At 55.4% G+C, this 21,731-nt stretch carries 17 protein-coding genes; 10 read left to right on the top strand and 7 right to left on the bottom strand.

The window, feature by feature from the left end:
• Both D3A97_RS02450 and D3A97_RS02445 read left to right on the top strand, forming a co-directional pair.
• Nucleotides 1-1,602, top strand: a complete 1,602-nt coding sequence (locus D3A97_RS02450; protein ID WP_157986315.1) for a SusD/RagB family nutrient-binding outer membrane lipoprotein — start codon at nucleotides 1-3, stop codon at nucleotides 1,600-1,602.
• Nucleotides 1,603-1,813: 211 nt separating this feature from the next.
• A complete protein-coding gene (locus D3A97_RS02445) occupies nucleotides 1,814-3,049 on the top strand; it encodes a sensor histidine kinase (RefSeq protein WP_119076308.1) in 1,236 nt (411 codons plus the stop codon).
• Here the strand turns inward: D3A97_RS02445 and D3A97_RS02440 are convergent.
• Nucleotides 3,046-3,675 carry a response regulator gene (locus D3A97_RS02440; RefSeq protein WP_119076306.1) on the bottom strand — a complete coding sequence of 210 codons (630 nt, stop codon included), beginning with the start codon at nucleotides 3,673-3,675 and terminating at the stop codon, nucleotides 3,046-3,048. The two genes, D3A97_RS02445 and D3A97_RS02440, sit on opposite strands and share 4 nt — an antisense overlap.
• Nucleotides 3,676-3,796: 121 nt before the next feature.
• Between D3A97_RS02440 and D3A97_RS02435 the strand changes: the two genes are divergently transcribed.
• Nucleotides 3,797-5,158, top strand: coding sequence for an amidohydrolase family protein (locus tag D3A97_RS02435; RefSeq protein WP_119076304.1), 1,362 nt, complete (start codon nucleotides 3,797-3,799; stop codon nucleotides 5,156-5,158).
• Between the two features lie 100 nt (nucleotides 5,159-5,258).
• Here D3A97_RS02435 and D3A97_RS02430 read toward each other — a convergent pair whose 3' ends face one another.
• Both D3A97_RS02430 and D3A97_RS02425 read right to left on the bottom strand, forming a co-directional pair.
• Nucleotides 5,259-6,146, bottom strand: a complete 888-nt coding sequence (locus D3A97_RS02430; RefSeq protein WP_119076302.1) for a carbohydrate kinase family protein — start codon at nucleotides 6,144-6,146, stop codon at nucleotides 5,259-5,261.
• A gap of 163 nt (nucleotides 6,147-6,309) precedes the next feature.
• Nucleotides 6,310-7,827, bottom strand: a complete 1,518-nt coding sequence (locus tag D3A97_RS02425; protein WP_119076300.1) for a hypothetical protein — start codon at nucleotides 7,825-7,827, stop codon at nucleotides 6,310-6,312.
• Between the two features lie 131 nt (nucleotides 7,828-7,958).
• On the opposite strand from D3A97_RS02425, the gene D3A97_RS02420 reads away from it, so the two are divergent.
• Nucleotides 7,959-8,936, top strand: a complete 978-nt coding sequence (locus D3A97_RS02420; RefSeq protein WP_119076298.1) for a GlxA family transcriptional regulator — start codon at nucleotides 7,959-7,961, stop codon at nucleotides 8,934-8,936.
• Nucleotides 8,937-9,080: 144 nt separating this feature from the next.
• On the opposite strand, the gene D3A97_RS02415 is transcribed toward D3A97_RS02420, so the two are convergent.
• Entirely contained in the window at nucleotides 9,081-9,602 is a 522-nt protein-coding gene (locus tag D3A97_RS02415) for an RNA polymerase sigma factor (RefSeq protein WP_119076296.1), read from the bottom strand.
• Between the two features lie 133 nt (nucleotides 9,603-9,735).
• Between D3A97_RS02415 and D3A97_RS02410 the strand changes: the two genes are divergently transcribed.
• The 6 genes from D3A97_RS02410 to dapA all read left to right on the top strand — a co-directional run bounded on the left by D3A97_RS02410 (nucleotide 9,736) and on the right by dapA (nucleotide 18,869).
• Complete coding sequence (locus tag D3A97_RS02410) at nucleotides 9,736-10,698, top strand: FecR domain-containing protein (protein WP_119076294.1); 963 nt, start codon at nucleotides 9,736-9,738, stop codon at nucleotides 10,696-10,698.
• Nucleotides 10,699-10,793: 95 nt separating this feature from the next.
• Complete coding sequence (locus tag D3A97_RS02405; RefSeq protein WP_232825824.1) at nucleotides 10,794-14,210, top strand: SusC/RagA family TonB-linked outer membrane protein; 3,417 nt, start codon at nucleotides 10,794-10,796, stop codon at nucleotides 14,208-14,210.
• 25 nt (nucleotides 14,211-14,235) lie between these two features.
• Nucleotides 14,236-15,801 carry a RagB/SusD family nutrient uptake outer membrane protein gene (locus tag D3A97_RS02400; RefSeq protein ID WP_119076290.1) on the top strand — a complete coding sequence of 522 codons (1,566 nt, stop codon included), beginning with the start codon at nucleotides 14,236-14,238 and terminating at the stop codon, nucleotides 15,799-15,801.
• Nucleotides 15,802-15,819: 18 nt separating this feature from the next.
• Nucleotides 15,820-16,716 carry a DUF5017 domain-containing protein gene (locus tag D3A97_RS02395; protein WP_119076288.1) on the top strand — a complete coding sequence of 299 codons (897 nt, stop codon included), beginning with the start codon at nucleotides 15,820-15,822 and terminating at the stop codon, nucleotides 16,714-16,716.
• Nucleotides 16,717-16,949: 233 nt separating this feature from the next.
• A complete protein-coding gene (locus tag D3A97_RS02390; protein WP_119076286.1) occupies nucleotides 16,950-17,903 on the top strand; it encodes an acetyl-CoA carboxylase carboxyltransferase subunit alpha in 954 nt (317 codons plus the stop codon).
• Between the two features lie 84 nt (nucleotides 17,904-17,987).
• A complete protein-coding gene (gene dapA / locus D3A97_RS02385; protein WP_119076284.1) occupies nucleotides 17,988-18,869 on the top strand; it encodes a 4-hydroxy-tetrahydrodipicolinate synthase in 882 nt (293 codons plus the stop codon).
• Between the two features lie 502 nt (nucleotides 18,870-19,371).
• Here the strand turns inward: dapA and D3A97_RS02380 are convergent.
• The 3 genes from D3A97_RS02380 to D3A97_RS02370 all read right to left on the bottom strand — a co-directional run bounded on the left by D3A97_RS02380 (nucleotide 19,372) and on the right by D3A97_RS02370 (nucleotide 21,570).
• Nucleotides 19,372-20,190: a DUF3575 domain-containing protein gene (locus tag D3A97_RS02380; protein WP_119076283.1), complete on the bottom strand. Its 819-nt coding sequence runs from the start codon at nucleotides 20,188-20,190 to the stop codon at nucleotides 19,372-19,374.
• A 76-nt stretch (nucleotides 20,191-20,266) separates the two neighbouring features.
• Nucleotides 20,267-21,190 (bottom strand): ribonuclease Z, encoded by a 924-nt coding sequence (locus tag D3A97_RS02375; protein ID WP_232825823.1) that lies wholly within the window; start codon nucleotides 21,188-21,190, stop codon nucleotides 20,267-20,269.
• A 5-nt stretch (nucleotides 21,191-21,195) separates the two neighbouring features.
• Nucleotides 21,196-21,570: a hypothetical protein gene (locus D3A97_RS02370; RefSeq protein WP_119076281.1), complete on the bottom strand. Its 375-nt coding sequence runs from the start codon at nucleotides 21,568-21,570 to the stop codon at nucleotides 21,196-21,198.
• Between the last annotated feature and the right edge of the window lie 161 nt (nucleotides 21,571-21,731).

Genomic DNA, 21,731 nt, shown 5'->3' with positions numbered 1-21,731 from the left:
ATGAATTACATCAAACATATCAGGAACATTTGCCTTTTTGCCGGCCTGCTGGCAACAGCATCCTGTAAAAAGAACTTCGAGACCATCAACACGCCGCCGCTGGATGCTACCGATGCTTCCACGCCGGAGGTGTTCAACTCCGTCATCAGTTCCCTGCCGCTGGATGCGGGTGAGCAATCCGTGCTGCATGCATGGATCTATCCCATCACCCAGCAGGCTATTATCACATCCGGTTCTTACCCGTATGAAAATGCCATCAACGGGCTGTGGGCCAATTATTACGGCGCGCTGGCCAATTACCGGATCATAGAAGACAGGATCAGCAAGGAAAGCAACCCTGCCAGTATGAACAACGTGTATGCCATGCTGAAAACGGTGATGGCGTACAAGACCATCAAAATGACCAACTACTTCGGCAGCATGCCCTATTCAGAGGCAGGTTACGCCGCCATTAAAAAGGCGGCCGCCTACAAAGTGCCGTATGACAAGCAGGAGGATATCTATGCCGCGGTGCTGGCAGACCTGAAATGGGCGGTAGACAACCTGGCCGCGGGCGCTGACCAGTATTCTGTGGGCAACCATGAAACCCTGCTTAAGAATAACGTGGCCCTGTGGGTGAAGTTTGCGAACAGCCTGCGTTTGCAGGTAGCGCTCACCATGCATGACAAGAACGCCGCGCTGGCCACCACGCATGTTACGGAAGCCCTGGGCAAGCCGCTGCTGGAGACCGGAGAGAACATTGGCCTGTGGCCCACCCAGATACCGGGCCTCAAGTTTGAGTGGCGCCAATGGTCTTTTTCCGCCAACTGCTACCTGCGTTTAGGCTCTACCATGTGGAACCTGATGTCTTCCAGCAATGCTCCTGACGGCAGCGGCATCTTTGACGTGCGGGCAAAGGTTTTCTTTGAAGGCAACAACGCCAACCAGTGGGCCGCTTACCCGCAGAACCCGCTTACCACCACGCCGTCAGAAGGCGGGGCGCCCTATGATTTTAACAAACGTGATGCCGCCTGGGCAGACAAAGGGGCCGGCTGCATTTATTCGCCCTTCAACTTTTATTTCGAGAAAGACATCACCACTATTCCTGAACTGATACTGACCGCGGCGCAGGTGTACCTGCTGAAAGCGGAAGCATATAACCGGGGTATTGGCGTAGCGGCCAGCCCTGCACTGGCAAAGGCGGAATATGACAAAGGCATTGCCGCTTCCGTGAACATGTGGAAAGGCATTGCCTTTAACTCCCCGCAGTGGACGGAGAACAAACCGGCTTCCGCCACGGCCACACCCGCGGAACTGACGGCTATCACCACCAACCCCGTTACCGCGTATAACCTCGGCAACGCGGCCACCGCGCTGCGCCAGATCTACGCCCAGTACTGGATAGATGCGTTCCGCCAGCCCTGGGACGCCTGGACGCTGCTGCGCCGTACCGGCGGCAAAACGCCCATGTCTGCGGCCAACACAGACTATTACAACAAAAACTTCAGCAGCTACACGCGTTTTGTGTACCCGCAGGAAGAGTTCAACTTCAATTTCGAGAACTGGAGGGCGGAGACCAATTCTACAGACGTATCAACAACCAAGCTCTGGATCATGCCATAATTCGTTTTCGTTCGAGGAGTATGGTTACGGGGCCGTCTCAAAAGTAATTTTTACCTGATCTTATTCGGGTACCTGATGGAGAGATTTTTCGTTTACGTGATTCTCGGGGCCATCAAATTACTTTTGAGACGGCCCCGTTTTTTTGGTACCAACGGGGCATAGCATCTTTGATGTTTTATTGACATCTTTGTGAAATATTAGCAAAAAGGGCATGGGGGAGCAAAAACGAAAAATGGGCTGGAGCGATTTTCTGCTGGGGCCCGGTATCATCATTACCCTGCTGCTGGCCAATTCTGTTGTTGGCGCACGCCTGATGCAGGGGCAGGGGCTGAACGTGGTGAACCTGGCAGGTTCCCAGGTGGTGATCTCCCTTTGGTGCTTTTGCGTATGGATAGCAACGGTGCTGGTTGTTCATTCTCCCCTCCGCAACCGGCTGCTGCAAGTACTGGCCGTATTGCTGGCCGCCGCGGCCTGCTCTGTTGGCGGGTATTATCTTTCCGCGTTTGAAGATTATCCCCTTGATCCGCTGTACAATCACCACTGGCCCAAGGCGCTGCTGAGGCTTACGTACCGGGGCGCGCTGGTGGGGCTGATCATGTATCCCATCGTTTACCATCTTACCGGCTCCCGGAAGGTCAGGCAGGAGCGGGAGACCATGGAAAAACAGCGCCAGGCCATGCTGGAAGAAAAAGCGCGGCAACTGGAAGAAGAAGTGGCGGAGCGTACCAAAGAGCTGGAAAACGTTATTGTACAGCTGGAACAGTCTGAGTGGGAGCTGGCGGAAAGCAACAAAACCAAAGACAGGGTGATCACCATGGTGCTGCATGACCTGCGCACTCCCCTGGGCTTTCTGCAAACCGTCAGCAAAAAGCTCGTAAATGAGCATCAGCAGATGGACCCGGCCTCGCTGGGAGAACAGGTGGAGCACCTGAACAACAGCATACTGGTGCTGAATGAATTTACCCGGCAGTTCTTTACATGGGCCGTGGCCCAGCACGCCGGGTTTAAAGTGAACATCCGGAAAGTGGCCGTGCAGGAACTGTTTGAAAGCATCGTGGAGCTGTACAGCGATATTGTAAAAGCGAATAATAACACCATTACGCTGGTGCCTACTGACATAACCTGTGAAACGGACTACGATATTTTATCCACCATTCTCCGCAACCTGGCAGACAATGCGCACAAGCACATGAAGAACGGGCGCATCACGCTCAGCGCTTCCCTGGCAGGAGAAAAGCTGCGCATTACGGTAACGGATACCGGCTCGGGCCTCACGGCCTCCCAGCAACAGGCATTTGTGAACGATCATGATTTTAATACGGCGGGCGGTAACGGCAGCAGCCTGGTAGGTAACCTGCTGCAAAAAATAGGGGGAGAGCTGAAGATAGCAACGGGAAAAGAAGAAGGGGCCGCTTTTACGGTAGTGCTGGCGCTGCGGCCGGCTTAGTTGTTTTTGTAAAGTTCTACTTTCTGCAGCAGCTCCACCAGGTTTTGTACTTCCAGCTTTGAATAGATCCGGGTTTTATACGTGCTGACCGTGCTTACGTGCAGGCTTAGCATGTCTGCTATTTTGGCTACCGGGTGGCCTTGCAGCAAGAAGTTCAGCACATCGGTCTCACGGGCGGAAAGCGAGGACAGCGGGTTTTCCCGGGGCTGGCCGCTGTTCCGGTACAGCCACTGCTGGCGGGTGGCCGGGCTCATGTACTTTTCATTGCGCAAAATAGTGCTGATGGCGTTTTTGATCTCTACATTGGAGGTGGATTTTTCAAGATACCCGTCTGCTCCGGCCTGCAGGTATTTTACCGCGTATACCTTTTCATCGGATGCAGAGAAGATCAGTATTTTTATGGCAGGCTGACGGAGCCGCACGGCGTCCAGCATGGCGAGATGAGTGCCGCCGGGCAGGTTGATGTCCAGTATCAGCAGGTCAAAAGGGCGCTGTTCCAACAGGCCCACCACTTCGTCAAAACTGGCGGCCTCTTTAACGGTAGATGGGATGAAAGAGGTGGATATGATCTGTTTGAGCCCGAAACGGATAATGTTGTGATCGTCTGCAATTAAAAAATTGGTCATAGTGGTGTATAGCGCGTACTGCAAAGCGCTAAATTAGCCAATTTTATGCTGCAATGGCCATCTGCGGCCTTTTTGGGCTATTAATGGTATATTTAGGTACCGTATCAAACCTGGAAGCCCTATGTTACAGAAAGTATTGTTCTACGCCATACTGGTATTGCCCTGCATGATAGCTTGCAGCAGCAGGGAAACGGCCTCCCGCAAGGGAAAGGTGCTGCTGAAAGACCTTACGCTGATAGATGGCACCGGCCGCGCGCCGCAGCCGCATATGGACGTGCTGATAGTGGGAGACACCATTGCCGCCGTTGGCCAGGGGCTGACGGAAGAGAATGCCACCGTGATCTCCTGCAGCGGTAAAACCGCCATGCCCGCGCTCATCAGCGCGCATGTGCATGTAGGTACGCTGAAAGGCACCACGGCGGGCGCCGCCAACTATACCCGCGAAAACATACTGCGGCAGCTGACCCGGTACCAGCAGTACGGCGTGCTGCAGGTGCTGGCCATGGGAACGGACCGCCCGCTGCTGTTTGAGAACAATTTATATGATTCGCTGCTGAACGGCGCCCTGCCCGGCGCCCGCCTGCACTCCGCCGGTTACGGCTTTGCCGCGCAAGGCGGTACGCCGCCCCCGGTGAACGGTATGGACAGGGTAAACCGCCCGGCCAATGCCATGCAGGCGCTGCAGCAGGTAGACAGCCTGGCGGCGCTGGGGGTACAGACCATCAAAATGTGGGTGGACAATTACAGCGGCGGCCCCGGCATGAACGCGGCCGTTAGCCGCGCGCTTATACTGGCCGCGCACCGCCATGGCATGAAAGCCGCCGCGCACCTCTTTTATAAGGCAGACGCAGAACAGCTGGTGGCTGACAGCATAGACATTATTGCCCACAGTATCCGCGATAAGGAGGTAGATGATACCCTGCTGACCCGCCTCCAGTCTCAGGAGATCATTTACATCCCCACGCTGGCGCTGGACAAATTTGCCTACAGCTACGGCGAAACGCCCGCCTGGACCAACGACGAGTTTTTCAGGCGCTCCCTGGAGCCGGGCGCCTACGAGTTGCTCACAGACACGGCCTACCGCCGTAGAACCCGGGAGTCTGCCGGTTACCAGCGTAGCAAGGCAGCGTTTGAAATGGCATTGAAAAACGTGTACAAGATCCACAAGGCCGGCATTCTTGTGGCGTTGGGCACAGACTCCGGCGCCAGCGCCCCCAGGGCACAGGGCTTCTCCGAGCACCTGGAGCTGGAATTGCTGGTACAGGCAGGTTTTACACCGCTGGAAGCTATTACGGCCGGCACGCTCAACGCGGCCAGGGCCTTGCGGGTAGATGACCGGTACGGTACATTGGCCGCGGGCAAAGTGGCTGACCTGCTCATATTGCACGCAGACCCGGCTGCCAGCATCACCAACACCCGCCGTATTGCCGCCGTGTACAAGGCGGGGGAAGAAGTGAGCAAGGGCCCCTTGCAGGAAGAATAGGCCCCTTGCAGGTATGTTCATTTCGGAATAACAGATCTCGTCTGTCCGCCCCTCTCAATTCATGTTCCCAAAATTGACAACGGCAGCGGTACCCCGGAACTTAGCCCCCGCCCCTGATGGCATCAATATCTTCCAGGGCATAAGCGGGCCAGCCTCCCGTTCTGGAGGCCACCAGCGCTCCCAGCGCGGCGGCAAAATCAAGCGTGTCCGCTACCGGGGCCTGGCGGATGATGCCGGAGAGAAAAGCGGCGAGGAAAGCGTCTCCGCTGCCTACCGTATCGGCTACTTCCACCTTGTAACCGGGGTGCCGGTGGAGCTGGCCTTCTACGTCTATGGCCGCCCCGTCTGCGCCCATGGTCACTATGATAGTGGGAATATGGAAGCGGTTGCGCAGCAGGTCTGTTTTTTCCGCCAGGGTGGCCGGCTGGCCGTACCAGTTGCTGATCAGCTCCAGCTCGGAAAGGTTCATTTTCAGGATGTCTGCTTTGTGCAGCAGGGTTTCCAGGGTAGCGGGGGTGAAGTGGGGCGGGCGGAGGTTGATGTCCAGCACCTTGGTGGCCGGCGTATCCAGCAGGCGCAGCAAGGTACCGGCAGACACGGCCTCCCGCGCGGCCAGGCTGCCGAAAACGAAATACGCGGCCCGGGCGGCGGCCGCTGCCAGCGCCTCACTATATGCGATGTTATCCCATGCGGCCGGCGCTACAATATCATAGTGCATTTCATGGGCCTCTCCCGGCTGGGCCAGCACAATGCCGGTAGGTGTGTCCGCGTCTGTCTGTATCCCTTCAGCGCTGATGCCTTTTTCTTTCACCACGTTCAGCAGCTCGCGGCCTCTTTCATCTGTTCCCACCCGCGTAACCAGTGAGGCGGGGAGGCCCAGCCGGTGCAGGTGATAGGCTACGTTCATAGGCGCGCCGCCGGGCAGGGCGCCGGTGGGCAGAATGTCCCAGAGCAGTTCCCCGAAACAGATAATGTGCGGTGTGTGCATATTGTTGTGGTTTATGTCTTTCGTGGTGCGGCAAGTCCGGCGCCGGCCGGCAGAATATTTCCGAGCAGTTCCCCGGAACGGACAATGCGTGGTGTGTAGTGGTGTTTTACAGGGCAACTTCAGTTGCTGCCGCTTTTCATTTTAATGCACTGCACCTGTACCATCATTTCCCTTTCCTGGCCGCCAGTTGCGCCTGGTACAGCGATGCGGGCGTTACCCCCGGTTTGTTCTGCCCTTCCCATTCCGCATCAGGCCGGTCTTTCAGGCGCCCGTTGTACTTTTCTCCCGTTAGGCCGATGCAGTAGTTTTTGCCGGATGCCCAGGGGCTTTGGATGGCCGCCCGTTTCACCGTGCAGTTCCATACCACCTGCGTAACGCCGGCCCAGCCATGCCCGCTGCCCCAGTTGCCCCGGTCCTGTACATTGATCTCCCCGTCTGTAACAATATTGTCGTACAACGTGCCGCTGGCCCAGCGGTGGTGCGGGCCAATATCTGCATGGGTGCGTTTGGCCGTGCAATGTACAAACACGTTGGGGCCGCAGGTAATGGCCCCGGTTACATAATCGTGCCGCCCGTCTGTGGCGTGGCAGTTCATGAACAGGTTCAATTGGCCGGAGTTGTTGAAAGAATAACGGCGGCTGCCGGTGATGATGGATTTGTGCTCGAAGCAATTGCTGTTCAGCACCGAAATATTCCGTGCGTCCCGCTTCAGGTTTACGCAGCTGTAGCCGAAGTAGCGGGCGGTTACGCCTGTTACCCAGCAATGCTCCGCCTTGCCGAAAGCTACCGCGTCCCAGGCATGATTTTCAGCCGTGTCCGCATCAAAGGTAGATTCACAAAGCAGGTCTTCCACGCCCACCTGCCGGATGCGGCCCTCAAAGGTGTATTTGTACAGTTCCCCGCCGCCGTACTTTGTTTCCAGCGGCATCACCACGGGGTTGTCTACCGTTACTTTATTGCCTGCTATTTTGGTGATGGTGCGCTCATACCGCAGGTCATATTCCCCCGGGCGCCATTGTTTGGTGCCCGGCCGCGTTACGATCCGGTCCATCTGAAGGTCTGTGATCCATTGCTGCGTACCGGGCCTGAACAGGATAACGGCATCTCCCGGCCTGAAGCCCGAAGCATCGGCCACATGAAAGCTGGTGGCGCCTGTGGGCACATATCCGTCCGTGATCTTCACGCGGCTGCCGGGCACTTCCCGGGCCTGCCCGCTGCCGCTTACGTCTATGAGAGACACTTGCGTTTTGGCGGTGGCCACCAGCCGGGTGCCGGCCTCGCCACGCAGTACGATGCCGCTGGTGGTGATGCGGATGCGGTCAGGAATGTAGTATGTGCCTTTTTTTAGCAGCAGCGCCCCGCGGAAGCCGTCGGCATCCGGTGTTTGGCCGGCTATTTCATCAATGGCCGCCTGTATATGCTGCTGGTCATTGTCCGTACCGGTGGCGCTGATGGTTTTCACTACAGCTATACGGGGCAGCGGCCTGTCCCCAAAGTAATAGCCTACGCGGCTGAAATCTGGTATCGTATTGCCCTGCGCGTCCGGCATGTACTCCAGCGCGCCTGTTTTGGACACTTTTACAAATTTGCTTTCCCAACCCGGCGCCGGCAGCATAAAAAAGGAGCAGCAGCCAAGCACCGGCAGCAGCAGGGGAAAGATGATCTTTTTAGATAGTTTCATAACGGGAATGATTTGACGCCGGTAATTTTACATAATATTCAGAATATTTTCTCATTTTCTGCCGCCTACCGGGTGCCATTCCGCCAATCCGCGGGGTTGGTTGCGACATCATTTTGGCCTACTTTCGGGATATGAAACACATCTCCGTAATTGTACCGGAGGGCGGCTCCATGGCCAGCATAGAATGCCCCCGCTTTGTATTCACAGAAGTGAACAAATACCTGGAGCGTACAGGCAGGCCCGCGCTGTTTGATGTACATATGGTGGGCCTCACCAACGCCGTGAGCCTCAACAGCAATATGTACACCGTACAAACGGTGCCCATCGGCGCTGTCAAAAGAACGGACCTGGTGGTGATACCCGCGCTGGAGGAAGATTTCGAAAAGTACCTGGCCGCCAACCAGCCTTTTCAGCAATGGATCGTTGAGCAGTACGCGGCCGGCGCGGAAATAGCCAGCCTTTGCGTGGGCGCGTTCCTGCTGGCCTCTACGGGCCTGCTCCTGGGCAGGAAGTGCGCCACCCACTGGATGGGCGCCAACGATTTCCGGAAAATGTTCCCCGATGTGAACCTGGTGGAAGACAAGATCATTACAGATGAGTTTGGCATCTACTCCAGCGGCGGCGGTTTCTCTTTCATGAACCTCATTCTCTACATTGTTGAAAAATATGCCGGCCGTGAAGTAGCGCTGTACTGCGCCAAGTTTTTCCAGATAGACTTTGACCGCAGCAGCCAGTCTCCCTTTATTATTTTCGAAGGCCAGAAATGGCATGAAGATGAAGGCGTCAAGAAGGCGCAGGAGTTTATTGAACTGAATTTCAAGGACAAGATCACCGTAGAACAGCTGTCCACCCTGCTGGCCCTCAGCCGCCGCAGCCTGGAAAGGCGCTTCAAGAAGGCCACCAGCAATACGGTGTCGGAATACATTCAGCGTGTCAAGATCGAAGCGGCCAAAAAACAGCTGGAAGCCAGCGGAAAGAACATTTCGGAAGTAATGTACGAAGTGGGGTATACAGACCAGAAAGCGTTCAGGGCATCTTTCAAGACCATCACCGGTTTATCTCCCGCCGAATACCGGAGCAAGTATAATAAGGGGATGATCACAGCGTAACGTGTTGCCGCCCACGCTTGCAATCGTTTTTCATATTCCCGTGAGACCAGTATAACAAAGGGATGATCACGGCGTAACCCGCAACGGCCCAGGTTTGCGATCTTTCTTCTTATTCCTGTGAAACCGGTATGACCATTCTGCGGCTCAAGGCTGCCCGTTCAGGTGCGCCAGCTCGCTCTTCAAAGACTTCAACGCCCGGTTCATCTGCACTTCTATAGTGCCGGTAGCTATTTTCATTTGCGCGGATATCTGTTTGTAACTCAGCGCGTGCTCTTTATGCAGGCGGAATATCAGCTGCTGCTGCGGGGGCAGTTTATTGATGGCCGCCTGCAGCTGCGCGTGCAGCTCCCGGTTGCGCAGGTAATCTTCCGGAGAGTCTGCCTTTTCTTCCGGCACATGGTGCTGCATGCCCTGCTGTTTCCGCGCCGCTTTCCGCACCTCGTCCAGGAAAATGTTGCGGGCGTAAGTACGCAGCAGCGCCAGTACGGCCTCATCGTCTTTCACCTGTTCCAGGTTGTTCCACAACCTGATGTAGGCCTCCTGCATAATATCTTCACACATCGCCTTGTCTTTACACAAAGGGTAAAGGGATGCATACAACCGGTCTACCGTCTGCTCCATGATCTTCTTAAACCGTTGTTGCGATATGTTTCGTATCAGCGTCATTTACGCAATTCTGAACGTTTAAAGTTAATAAATAGTTAACGAAAAGAAACTTGTATAGGCAAGTTTCAGAAAAAACGTGTTTATCTGCAAGGAATTGACTTAAAAAAACTTTCGAAGATCAAAGAACAACCAAATGGACCATCATCTATTAGGAAAATATTTAAAGGGAGAGGCCACCCCGGAAGAGTGCCAACAGGTAGAGGAATGGCTGCAGAACGCGCCGGAAGACTGGGTAGACGCTTTTATGGAAAGCCAGGAGCAGGCTGGTGAGCCGCTGCCCCCGCTGGAAAAGGAAACGTTCACCGCCCGGGTCATGCAGCGGGTAAGGCCCCGCAAAAACCGCTGGCTGCAGGTAGCGGCCGTTATGGCGGGCCTGCTGGCCGCGGGCTGGTACCTGGTGAAACCGGGCAAGGTGAAGCCGCGCGAGCTGGAGCTGGTAGACATTTCCATCCCCGCCAACAAAACCGGCAGAATAACGCTGCCGGACGGTTCAAAGGTGGTGATGAACGCCGGCAGCAGGCTGCAGTATGTGCGGGATTTTGAAGGCAGTACGCGTGCCGTTACCCTTACCGGGGAGGCGTTTTTTGATGTAAGCCCTGATACGGAAAAGCCTTTCATCATACAGGCCGGGGCGCTCAGCACCCGCGTGCTGGGCACCTCGTTCAATATTTCCGCTTACCCTGGCGCCCGGCGCCTCACGGTAACGGTATTGTCCGGCAAGGTGTCTGTAACAGACACGCTCAGCAGCCGCGCCGTTACGCTGCTGCCCAGGCAAAAGGCCGTTTTCCTGCCGGGGTCCGCATCCCTGGCGGCGGAAACGGTAGCGCATCCTGAAAACGAAATAGCCTGGCAGCAGGGCCGCATGACATTTGACGAAACGCCGCTGTCTGAAGTAGCGGAAAAACTGTCGCGCCGGTACAACGTTCACATTGTGCTGGCCAGCGGCCGCCTGGCCAATTGCCGCTTCAACGGTGAGTTTGAAAAAGAACCGCTTGACGTGATCCTGAGAATGATCACCCGCCTCACCAGCACACGGGCCAGGCGGGAAGGGGATACCGTATACCTCTCCGGCCAGGGCTGTGCGCCCGCCAACTGATTTTTTCACCTTAAAATATATGTCCTTATGCAGCTATGATCAAACATCTACAACATTCCCGAACATTTTATCAAGAATGCACAACAATCAAAACTATGTGGAACAAACTACTCCCGTCGAAATGGATAGCTGTGCCCGTTATGTTACTGCTGCTGGTTATTTCCACAGGAGCCATGGGCCAGGCAAACTTGTCCGGAAAAATTAATGTCAACTTTAAGAACACGCCCCTCAAGGAGGCGCTCAGGACCATCACGCGGCAGGCCGGTACGGTATTCGTATACACGTCTAACGATGCTGCTTTTCAAGCGCCTGTTACCTATTCAGCTAATGCAGAAAGCGTAGAAAACGTCATTAAAAAAATACTCGCGCCGCAGCAGTTGCAATTCAGGGTAATGGAAGGCAAGGTGCTGATCGAAAAGGCCCGGCCGGTACCGCAACAGGAGAAACCGCTCAACATCACCGGCAGGGTGGTAGACGCGGAGAACGGCCAGCCCATGCCCGGCGTATCTGTCAGCGTTAAAGGCACCGGCCTTGGCGCATCTACAGACGCGGAAGGCATCTACCACCTCAAAGGCGTGCAGCCCGGCGCCACGCTGGCTTTTTCCCTGCTGGGCTATGCCCGCCAGGAGCAACCGCTGAACGGCCGCGGCGTGCTCAATGTGAACATGCGGGTTTCCGCCAGCGAACTGAGCGAGACCGTGGTGATAGGCTACGGCACGCAGAAACGTTCAGACCTCACCGGCTCCGTGGGCAGCGTGAACGTGAACGATATGAACAAAGCCCCCGTGGCCTCTTTTGATGAAGCCCTGGCCGGCCGCGTGGCGGGCGTACAGGTGTCTTCCACGGAAGGCCAGCCCGGCGCGGGCATCACCATCTCCATCCGCGGCAACAACTCCCTCACGCAAGATAACTCCCCGCTGTATGTAATTGACGGGTTTCCCATTGAGTCTCCGGACAATAACATGATCAACCCGGACGATATCGAGTCTATCGACGTGCTGAAAGACGCTTCCGCCACCGCCATCTACGGCGCCCGGGGTGCTAACGGCGTGATCATCATCACCACCAAAAGAGGGAAAACGGGCGCGCCAGTTATCTCCTACAACGGCCGTTACGGCTGGATGGAGAACATTCAGCGTATTCCTGTAATGAATGCCTACGAGTTCGTGAAACTGCAGCAGGAGATCAATGTGGGAGACCTGGATGAGACCTACCTGGCCAACGGCGTAACGGTAGACGATTACAAGAACGTGGAAAGCATAAACTGGCAGAGCAAGCTCTACCGCGTAGCCCCGCAGCAGAACCACAGCATTTCCATGAGAGGCGGTTCCGAAAGAACGAAGTATGCCGTATCAGGCCAGGCGCTTGACCAGCAGGGCACCATCATCAATTCCGCGTTTAAACGTTATCAGGCTAAAGTAAGCCTTGACCAGCAGATCAATGACCAGCTGAAGGTAGGCGGCAACGTGACCTACACCAATACCAAAACCACCGGTACCACTCCTTCCGCCCCCAGCCTGTCTTCCATGAACAACCTGCTTTACAGCGCATGGGGTTACCGCCCTACGGGCCCTATCAACTCGTCAAAGCCCATCAATGAGAACTTTGAGGACGAGCTGATAGACGATATGGTAAATTCCGGAACAGACTACCGCATCAACCCCTTCCTCAGCGCGGAAAACGAATACCGCCTGCGGAACGTAGACAACCTTGTTGCCAACGCTTTTGGTGAGTATACGATCATCCCCGGCCTGCGCCTGCGCGTATCCGGCGGCCTCAACAAAACCACCCAGCGGAACGATGCGTTCAACAACTCCAAAACAAGGAGCGGCAACCCCTACACCGTGTACAAGGTGAACGGGTCTATCATGTACTACGAAACCACCAACTGGTTGAATGAGAATACGCTCACGTACGACAAGAAGTTTAACAAATACCACCGCCTCAATGCCGTTGCAGGCTTTACGGCGCAGGGCAACCACTACAGCGTGCACGGCATGTCTGCCAACCAGCTCCCCAACGAGAGCCTGGGCCTCAACGGCCTCAGCCAGGGCGTGCCGCAGCCGGTAACCAGCCGCGAGTCCGAATGGGCGCTGGCCTCCATGCTGGCCAGGGTGAACTACGTTTACCGGGATAAATATTTCCTGACCGCTTCCTTCCGGAGCGACGGTTCTTCCAAGTTCAGGGCGGATAACCAGTGGAGCTACTTCCCCTCCGGCGCCGTGGCCTGGCAGATATCCAAAGAGAAGTTCATGCAGGAGATCAAATTCATCTCCAATGCCAAACTGCGCGCCAGCTGGGGCATTACCGGCAACAACCGGGTGGGAGATTATGCCACTTACGCCCTGCTTGACTTTGGCGTGCGCAACTCCTACTATTCCTTTGCCAACGAGCTGCAGCAAAGCGCCATCCCTACTTCCATGGCCAGTATTGACCTGAAGTGGGAGAACACGTCTCAAACAGACGTGGGGCTGGATGTGGCTTTCCTCAAATCACGTATTTCGCTTGGGCTGGACTATTACAGGAAAGTAACGTCAGACCTGCTGCTGAATGCCCGCCTGCCGCCCACCGTAGGGTATGGCACCGCGTACAAGAACGTGGGCAAAACCAGCAACGAAGGCATGGAGATAACGCTGAACACCCGCAACGTGGAAACAAAAGATTTTACCTGGAGCACCAACTTCAACATTTCTTTCAACCGCAGCAAGGTGCTGGCGCTTACGCAAAACCAGGAAGCCCTTACCTCCAACATGGGCTGGGACTCCTGGTATAGCAGCGTGGCGCTGTACATTGCCAAAATAGGGCAGCCTGTAGGCCAGTTCTACGGCTACATCTGGGACGGCGTGTACGGGTACAACGATTTTGATGCCCTCCCCAACGGCGGTTACCTGCTGAAAGAAGGCATTCCCACCAACGGCAATACCCGCGCGGCCATCAAGCCGGGAGACATCAGGTACCGCGATCTGAACGGGGACGGCGTAGTGAACGTGTCTGACCAGACGGTGATAGGCAGGGGTTTCCCCGTACACGTGGGCGGCTTCTCCAACAACTTCACCTACCGCGGTTTTGACCTCAACATCTTCTTCCAGTGGTCTTACGGCAACCAGGTCATGAACGCCAACCGCATCAACTTTGAGAACGGCAACAAAACATACCTGAACCAGTACAAGACCTTCGAGAACAGGTGGACGCCGGAGAACACCACCAGCAACATTCCCCGCGCAGGCGGCCAGTACGGTTACGTGTACTCCACCAGAACGCTGGAAGACGCTTCTTTCCTGCGCCTGAAAACCGTATCGCTGGGCTACAACGTACCGGGCGCTTTGCTGAGAAGGGCGCGCATCAAAAGCCTGCGGGTATTTGCCGCCGCGCAGAACCTGGTTACGTGGACGAAGTACACCGGCTCCGATCCGGAAGTGGCCATCGGTTATACAGCGCTCACGCCCGGGTTTGACTACTCTTCTTACCCGCGTGCCAGGACCGCCACCATTGGTGTAAACCTCGGCCTGTAATTCTGAAATTTTAAAAAGAAAGATTATGAAGAAGCTAATTTCCATCTCCTGCATTGCCCTGCTGACCATAGCGGCCGGCTGCAGCAAGTTCCTGGATAAAAAGCCTATCTCCACCGTATCTCCCAATAATTACTATAATAGTGAATCGGAGGTGAACTCCGCCCTGGCCGGCGTATATGCCATCTGCGGCATGGAGTTCATGTGGGGCGGCAGAATACCCATCCGCCACAACGCCAGCACAGACGAGAGCTTTTACTCCGTTACCAACCAGCTGGTGGGCGTATGGTGGTTCAACTACGATGCGTCTGACCCCGTTGTAACCGAAATGTGGACGTACCTGTACACCGGCATTGAGAGGGCCAACATGCTGCTAGCCAATATCGAAAAAACGCAGATGGACGAGGCGAAGAAGACCGCCATTGTTGGCGAAACAAAGTTCCTGCGCGCATGGTATTACTTTACATTGGTGCAGTACTACGGCGGCGTGCCGCTAAAAACGGAACCTTCCAGCTCCGTAAACAATGTAGACATTACCCGTACCCCCGCGGCGGATATTTACGCCTTTGTTGAAAAGGAAATGAAAGAAGCGGAAGGCATGGTGCGGGAAGTGACAGACATCAATACCACCGAGCGCATTTCCAAATCTACCGTGCGCAGCGCGCTGGCCCGCGTGTACCTGCAATGGGCCGGGGAACCGCTGAAGAACACCGCCAAATACCAGGATGCGCGGGATATAGCGCTGAAAGTGGTACAGTCCGGCGTACACGAGCTGAACCCTGACTACAAGCAGATCTATATCAACGAATGCCAGGATATCAACGACTGGAAAGAATGCATCTGGGAAACCGGCAACTGGGGCAACAATAGCGATGCCAACCGCATTGGCGGCCGCCACGGCAACGAGAACGGCGTACGCTGCACTTCCAACAACGACCAGGTGATCGGTTATGCCTACGGTTTCAACAGCACCACCTACAAGCTGTACCATCTCTATGAAGCGGGAGACCTGCGGAGAGACTGGGCCATCAGCACGTACACCCTCAACTCTTCCGGCGTAAAGGCCAACATTGGCGCCACCAGCATCTACAACCGCAACTGCGCCAAATGGCGGCGGGAGTATGAGCTGCTGCGCCCGCTCAATAAAAACTATACGCCCACCAACTTCCCCATTATCCGGTATGCGGATGTGCTGCTGATGCTGGCCGAAGCGGAAAACGAAGTGAACGGCCCCGCCGCCGCGCTGGAGTATATCAATATGGTAAGAAGAAGGGGATACGGCAAACCGGTCAACGTGCCCGATGCTGAAGCAGACCTTGCCGGCCTTGACCAGCTCGGCTTCCGCCAGGCCATCCAGGATGAAAGGTCCCGTGAGCTGTGTTTTGAAGGGCTCCGTAAAATGGACCTCATCCGCTGGGGCATTTACCTCACGGCCATGAGAGACCAGGCCATAGAGATCAAGGCGAGGGCTTCCGCTACCTACCAGTACGCGGCGCTGGCGGCAGACAGGGTGGCGGAAAGGCACCTGCTGTACCCCATCCCCGCCATCGAAATGTCTCTCAACAAACTGATCCAGCAAAACCCAGGTTGGTAAAAAGATAAACAAGCATTTATGAAGAAACTCCTGTATATACTCATGGGCGGCGTGCTGGCGGTAAGCTGCAGCACCAAGGATTCCCCTTCGCCCGATTTTAACGTAACGGTGAGAAGTGATTCCTATCAACTGGGAGACACCTCCTTCTTCTACCTCACCGGCAACCCGTACACGCTCACCTTTTGGGCGGGAGACAGCACGCACCGGTACAAATACCGCCACCGCACCACCGCGGCCGGTAAACCGGAAATGCATTTCACCTCCTACCGCCAGGGCGGCAACCAGAACAATTCATTGCAGCTGATGGTGTCTACAGACTTTCCAGGTGTGTATGACTCCGCCAGCGTGTATAGTCCCAATACGCACTGGACAGACCTGACGGACAAGGCAAAACTCTCCACCGGCACCACCGGCACCGCGTCTGGCGTGATAGACCTGTCCGAGTTCCTGAGCGGTGACAGGCCCATATATATTGCCTACCGCTACACCGGCCAGAAAAGTACGGTGGCCCAGCGCACCTGGACCATCCAGAGCTTTTCCGTGACCAACGTAACGGACGAAGACAAGGCCCGCATGCCCGTAGCCGCCGATGTGGCCGCCGGCGCCTGGGCCATTGTAAAAATGAAGAACCCGGCCGTGCAATGGGTGCTGTCTGCCGCTTCCTTTAAAGTGACCGGCGGCGCCGCCAATAGCGATGAAGCGGAAAGCTGGATCATTTCCAAACCGCTGCGGCTCAACAAGGCCATTCCGGACGTGGGCGTGCCCATCAAGAAAATGTCTGACAACCGGCTGGGAACCTACTTTTCCATTTACAAAACGGCAGGCCAGTACACGGCCACGTTTGAAGCCGCCACCACTACGGTGTATGACAGTAAAACGGCCGTGCAGTCTGTAGACGTGAACATTCTCCCCTAGTAATACCCTTAAGAGCAGGGCCGGCACCTCTTCAGGGCCGGCCTTTTTTTGCGGCCGCCGCCTGCTGTTTAAAAATATTTGATAATATACCCCGAAATACTACATTTGCAGGCGCAACCCGGGAGAGCCCGGGTTCGTCGTTTATGCAAAATCCCTCTACCACAGCAGGCCTTTGGGTCTGACGGAAGGGTTTACTATCTTTATGATGTACTTTAACCTTTTTAAACCTGAGTATGCAATTTCTGGATTTTGAAAAACCAATTGCGGATCTGTACGAACAACTGACGAAGCTGAGAGAGAACGGTGAAAAGTCCGGTGTGGATGTTTCCGCTACCGTGAAGGAGTACGAACAAAAGATCATCGACACCAAACAACAGATCTATAACAATCTTACCAGCTGGCAAAAAGTTCAACTGAGCCGGCATCCCGAGCGCCCGTACACCATGGAATACATTGAGCGCATGAGCACTGATTTTGTGGAGCTGCACGGAGACCGGAACGTGAAGGACGACAAGGCGATGGTAGGCGGTTTTGCCAACCTGGACGGGGAAACGGTGATGTTCATTGGCCAGCAGAAAGGCGTGAACACCAAGATGCGCCAGATTCGCAACTTCGGCATGGCCAACCCGGAAGGGTACCGCAAGGCGCTGCGCCTGATGAAGCTGGCGGAAAGGTTCAACAAGCCCGTTATCACCCTGATAGACACGCCCGGTGCTTATCCCGGCCTGGAAGCTGAAGAGCGCGGGCAGGGAGAGGCCATTGCGCGCAACCTGTTTGAAATGGTGAAACTGCGCGTGCCCGTGATCTGCGTCATCATCGGCGAAGGCGCCTCCGGCGGTGCGCTGGGCATTGGTATAGGAGACCGCATCTTTATGCTCGAAAATAGCTGGTACACCGTTATTTCCCCTGAGAACTGCTCCACCATTCTGTGGAGAAGCTGGAACTTCAAGGAAAAAGCGGCGGAAGAGCTGAAGCTCACCAGCGGCTACATGAGCCAGTTTGGCCTGGTAGACGGGGTGATCAGGGAACCGGTGGGCGGCGCGCATTCCAACCACGAAGAAATGGCCGCTATTCTCAAGGTTCAGCTAAAGAACACCCTGGCCGAGCTGAAGCAGATAGACCCGGATACGCGCATCACGCAACGCATTGAGAAGTTTTCGAATATGGGCTTTTTTGAAGAGCGATAACGGATAGCACTTGCGGGAACCGATCCAAATTTCCATATTTGCATTTTTTTCGGCGCCCGCAGGGCAATTTTGACAAGTTTTGATATGCTACAGGAACAACTGAGGGGTACCGGCGTAGCGCTGGTAACGCCCTTTACTACACAAGGAGCAATAGACTGGACAGGCCTGGAAAGGCTGATCGATCATGTGATCGGAGGAGGGGTGGATTACGTGGTTACACTCGGCACCACCGGCGAGACCCCCACCTTGTCTTCAGAAGAAAAGCTGGACCTGATAAAGTTTACCTTCGAAAAGGTCAATAAACGGGTGCCCGTGGTAGTAGGGGTGGGTGATTACAACACCCAGGATGTTGTGAAGCGTTTGGAAACCTGTCCGCTGGATGAGGCGGCCGCTGTGCTCAGCGTGGCCCCCTACTACAGCAAACCCACGCAGGAAGGTATTTTTCAGCACTATAAAGCCATTGCCGCCGCTTCCCCGAAGCCGGTGATCCTCTATAACGTACCCGCCCGCACCGGCCGCAACATGACGGCAGACACCACTATCCGCCTGGCCAATGAAGTGAGCAACATCATTGCCATGAAAGAAGCCTCCGGGGATATGGTGCAGTGCATGCAGATCATCCGGGACAAGCCGGAAGGTTTCCTCGTGATCAGCGGGGACGATGCGGTGGCCATGCCCCAGATAGCCTGCGGCATGGACGGCGTGATCTCCGTGGCCGCCAACTTCTTTGCCAAAGACATGTCTGCCATGGTAAAGGCTTCCCTGCAGGGCAATTTTGAAGCGGCCCGCCGCCATCACTACAAGATGCTGCAGGCCTTTGACCTCATGTTTGCCGAAAACAACCCGGCAGGCATCAAGGCGTTCCTGCATGCCGCCGGCCTGATGGAAAATACGTTCCGCCTGCCCGTAGTGCCCGTTACAGATGGCCTGTACGGCCAGATCAAGGGCTTCGTCAGCAAATACTAGACTTTTTTTATTTATGTGCCAAGTGTACTGGCCGCACCCCCCGGGGTGCGGCCTTTTTTTGCGCCCTGCGCGCGCTATGGCCGCTTTGGGGCAACAGGCAGGCCGGCGGCTGGGAAACTGTATGTTATATTATGGTTTTCCTACTGTTTAACCTTGGATAAGGCAGGGATAAGTTACCCCTATATAGGGGTGGGATATGGATGGGATATCCCTGGGATATGGGTATGATATGGGTAAGATATCCTATCCGAAACCCGCCAGCAGCAAGGATTTTGTCCTTGTCCTGAAATAGGTTTACAGGGTTCAAAAATAATCCTGGTTGCGGTTGACGGGCTTTTGGGGCATGACCCGGCCGCCCTGCTTGTGGCCCTTTTCTGGCCAGCAGCCGCCCGCGGGACGTACCGGCCCGCGCCGCCGGGGTACAACCTAACCGGCTGATAATCAGCCATAAAAAAGGGCTGCATCGCATGGATGCAACCCTTCCCGGTATAGGTCTGTTTGTCTAAAAAGCGAACCCTATGGTCAGGCCCAGCCCCCGTACGCCGAGGAAAGGCAGTTTTACGTCTGCGTACATCCCGTCGTTGCGTACGTCTGCCGTGATGTTCTTTTTACCGCCGATGTCTATCAGGGATTCCACTTCTTCTTTCAGGTCTGCGCGCTCCTGCTCGTCCAGCATGCTCAGGTCTGTAGGCGCGTCTACCTTGCCGCTCATGCTGCCGTAGTGGGCGCCGATGATAAAGAGGTCTACGATCACCCGTTTATGGATGTTGAACTGCCCTCCCAGGATCACGCCGCCACCCAGGCCGCTGCTTTTGCCTTTCATGGGCACCAGCACCACGCTCTCGTCAGGCCGCTCAAAGTCGTACGGGTAATCATATTTAAAGGAGGCGTAACGGCCGTATACGCCCGCGTAAAAGCCTTTGGCGCCGGGTCGGCGGCCGGTGTAGAAGCGTATCTCGGCGGTAATGGCGTTGCCGCTCATTTGCAGCTTGTCCAGCTGGGCGGCCATATCCCCGTCTTCCTTGAAATAGTCCATCACCTTTTCCGTGAGCGGCGTTTGGGTGAGGCCGGTCTTGGGCATGAACCGGTAGCCGAGAGAGGCGGATATCTTCCGGGCAATCAGGCGCTCGTATGTAATGCCGTAGTTGCCCAGGGCAATGGTAGACAGGTTGGTTTTGATGATGTTGGAGAAGTAAGGCTGGTTGCGGAGCCTTTCCTTGCGGCTGGGGGCCTCTTCAGTAGTTTGTACCGGTGTGCTTTGCGCTGTGGCGTGCAGGCACGCGGAAAGTAGTAACAGAACAGGTAACGCTGCTTGTTTCATAGTTATAGGAGTTATTGTTTTAATGCGTAAAAGTAGTTGCAGATAACGCATTATACAATACCAATTACTAGGTATTTTACTGGATAAGGTAGCTGGCGCCCTCCAGGGCCAGTTCGGTCTGGGGGAAGATGGGGAGGCTTTCGTCCAGGAACGGCTGCAGTTCCGTGTATTTGGAAGAGAAATGGCCGATGAGCAGGCGTTTGGCGCCGGCCATGCGGGCCAGGGTGGCGGCTTGTACGGCGGTGCTGTGAAAACGGTCTTGCGCCCGCTGCACCAGTTCGTGCAGGTAGGTGGCCTCATGGTAAACGAGGTCTGCGTCCTGGAGGTGGGGTACCAGGTCTTCGTCATAGATGCTGTCTGCGCAGAACACGTAGCGTTTGCCGGGGGCGGGGGGCAGGGTCACCCAGTCGTTTTTCACTACTTTGCCGTCTTTCTGCTCATAATCCGCCCCTTCCTGCAGGTGGGAGTAATAGGCGGCGGGAATGTTGTACGCCCGCGCCTGCTCGGGAATGACCCGGCGTTTGCGGCGCTGCACGGTAAAGGAAAAGCCGTAGCAGGGAATGCGGTGTTTGGTGGGGAAGTAGCTTACTTCCATATCTTTTTCGCGGAACAGCAGGCCCGTACGGTCCGGCAGCAGCGCATGAAAGGAGAGGTTGAAACGCAGGGTAGTGGCGGCGCACTGCAATTGCAGCCGCAGTATTTCTTCCAGTTCCGGCGGGGCGTAGAGGGAGAGGGGTTCCGTGCGGCCCAGCAGGCTCATGCTGTTGATCAGGCCTATCAGCCCGAAGTAATGGTCCCCATGCAGGTGGCTGATGAAGATGTGCCGTATTTTACCGCGGCGCACCTTGTATTTCGTTAACTGCATCTGGGTGCCTTCCCCACAGTCTACCAGCATCAGCTGATCGTTGTAAGTGACCACCTGTGCGGTGGGGTGGCGGTCAGGCGTGGGTATGGCCGAGTTATTACCTAATATCGTTACAGCAAACATAGTGTTCAGCATATGAATTATTCCGCGCCCAGGTCCAGTTCCCGCTCCAGGTCTTCCATCATCACCATATCAATGGCTTCAGACAGGGTGGGCACAATATTGAGCATATCCGGGTGGGCGGCGGAGAGCCGGGCTGTTAAATCTGTGTTAAGATGGGCAACCGCCGCAGAGAGGCCGCGCTCATACTGGCGGTTATATACTGTAAAAATGGCTTCCAGTCCCTCATCCCCCGCTGAACGCAGGGAACCCAGGTCCAGTATAAGGTTCTTTTCCTCCAGCGCGGTGATATTGCCGGCCTCCGCTACCAGCGCCGCTGCCATTTTAGCATCCAGCTCCTGCTCTTCCAGCCGTAAAAGCACAATTTTTTCTTTGGTATCAATTTTGAATTGCATATTGCCGGATGTTATTATTTTAACATTTTAAAAAAAGGACAAGCAAAAAGGAAACCTGTCCGATAATTATCCTTGCCGGAAGTAAAACACCCGACCACAACATCCATTCTTCTCGTAAGTATATTTACCAAACACGGCCCTTCAGCGCAAAAGTAAATCTT

The organism is Chitinophaga alhagiae (assembly GCF_003568665.1).
In the GTDB taxonomy this organism is placed as follows: Bacteria; Bacteroidota; Bacteroidia; order Chitinophagales; family Chitinophagaceae; genus Chitinophaga; species Chitinophaga alhagiae.
This window is presented reverse-complemented; position numbering and strand designations above follow the sequence as displayed.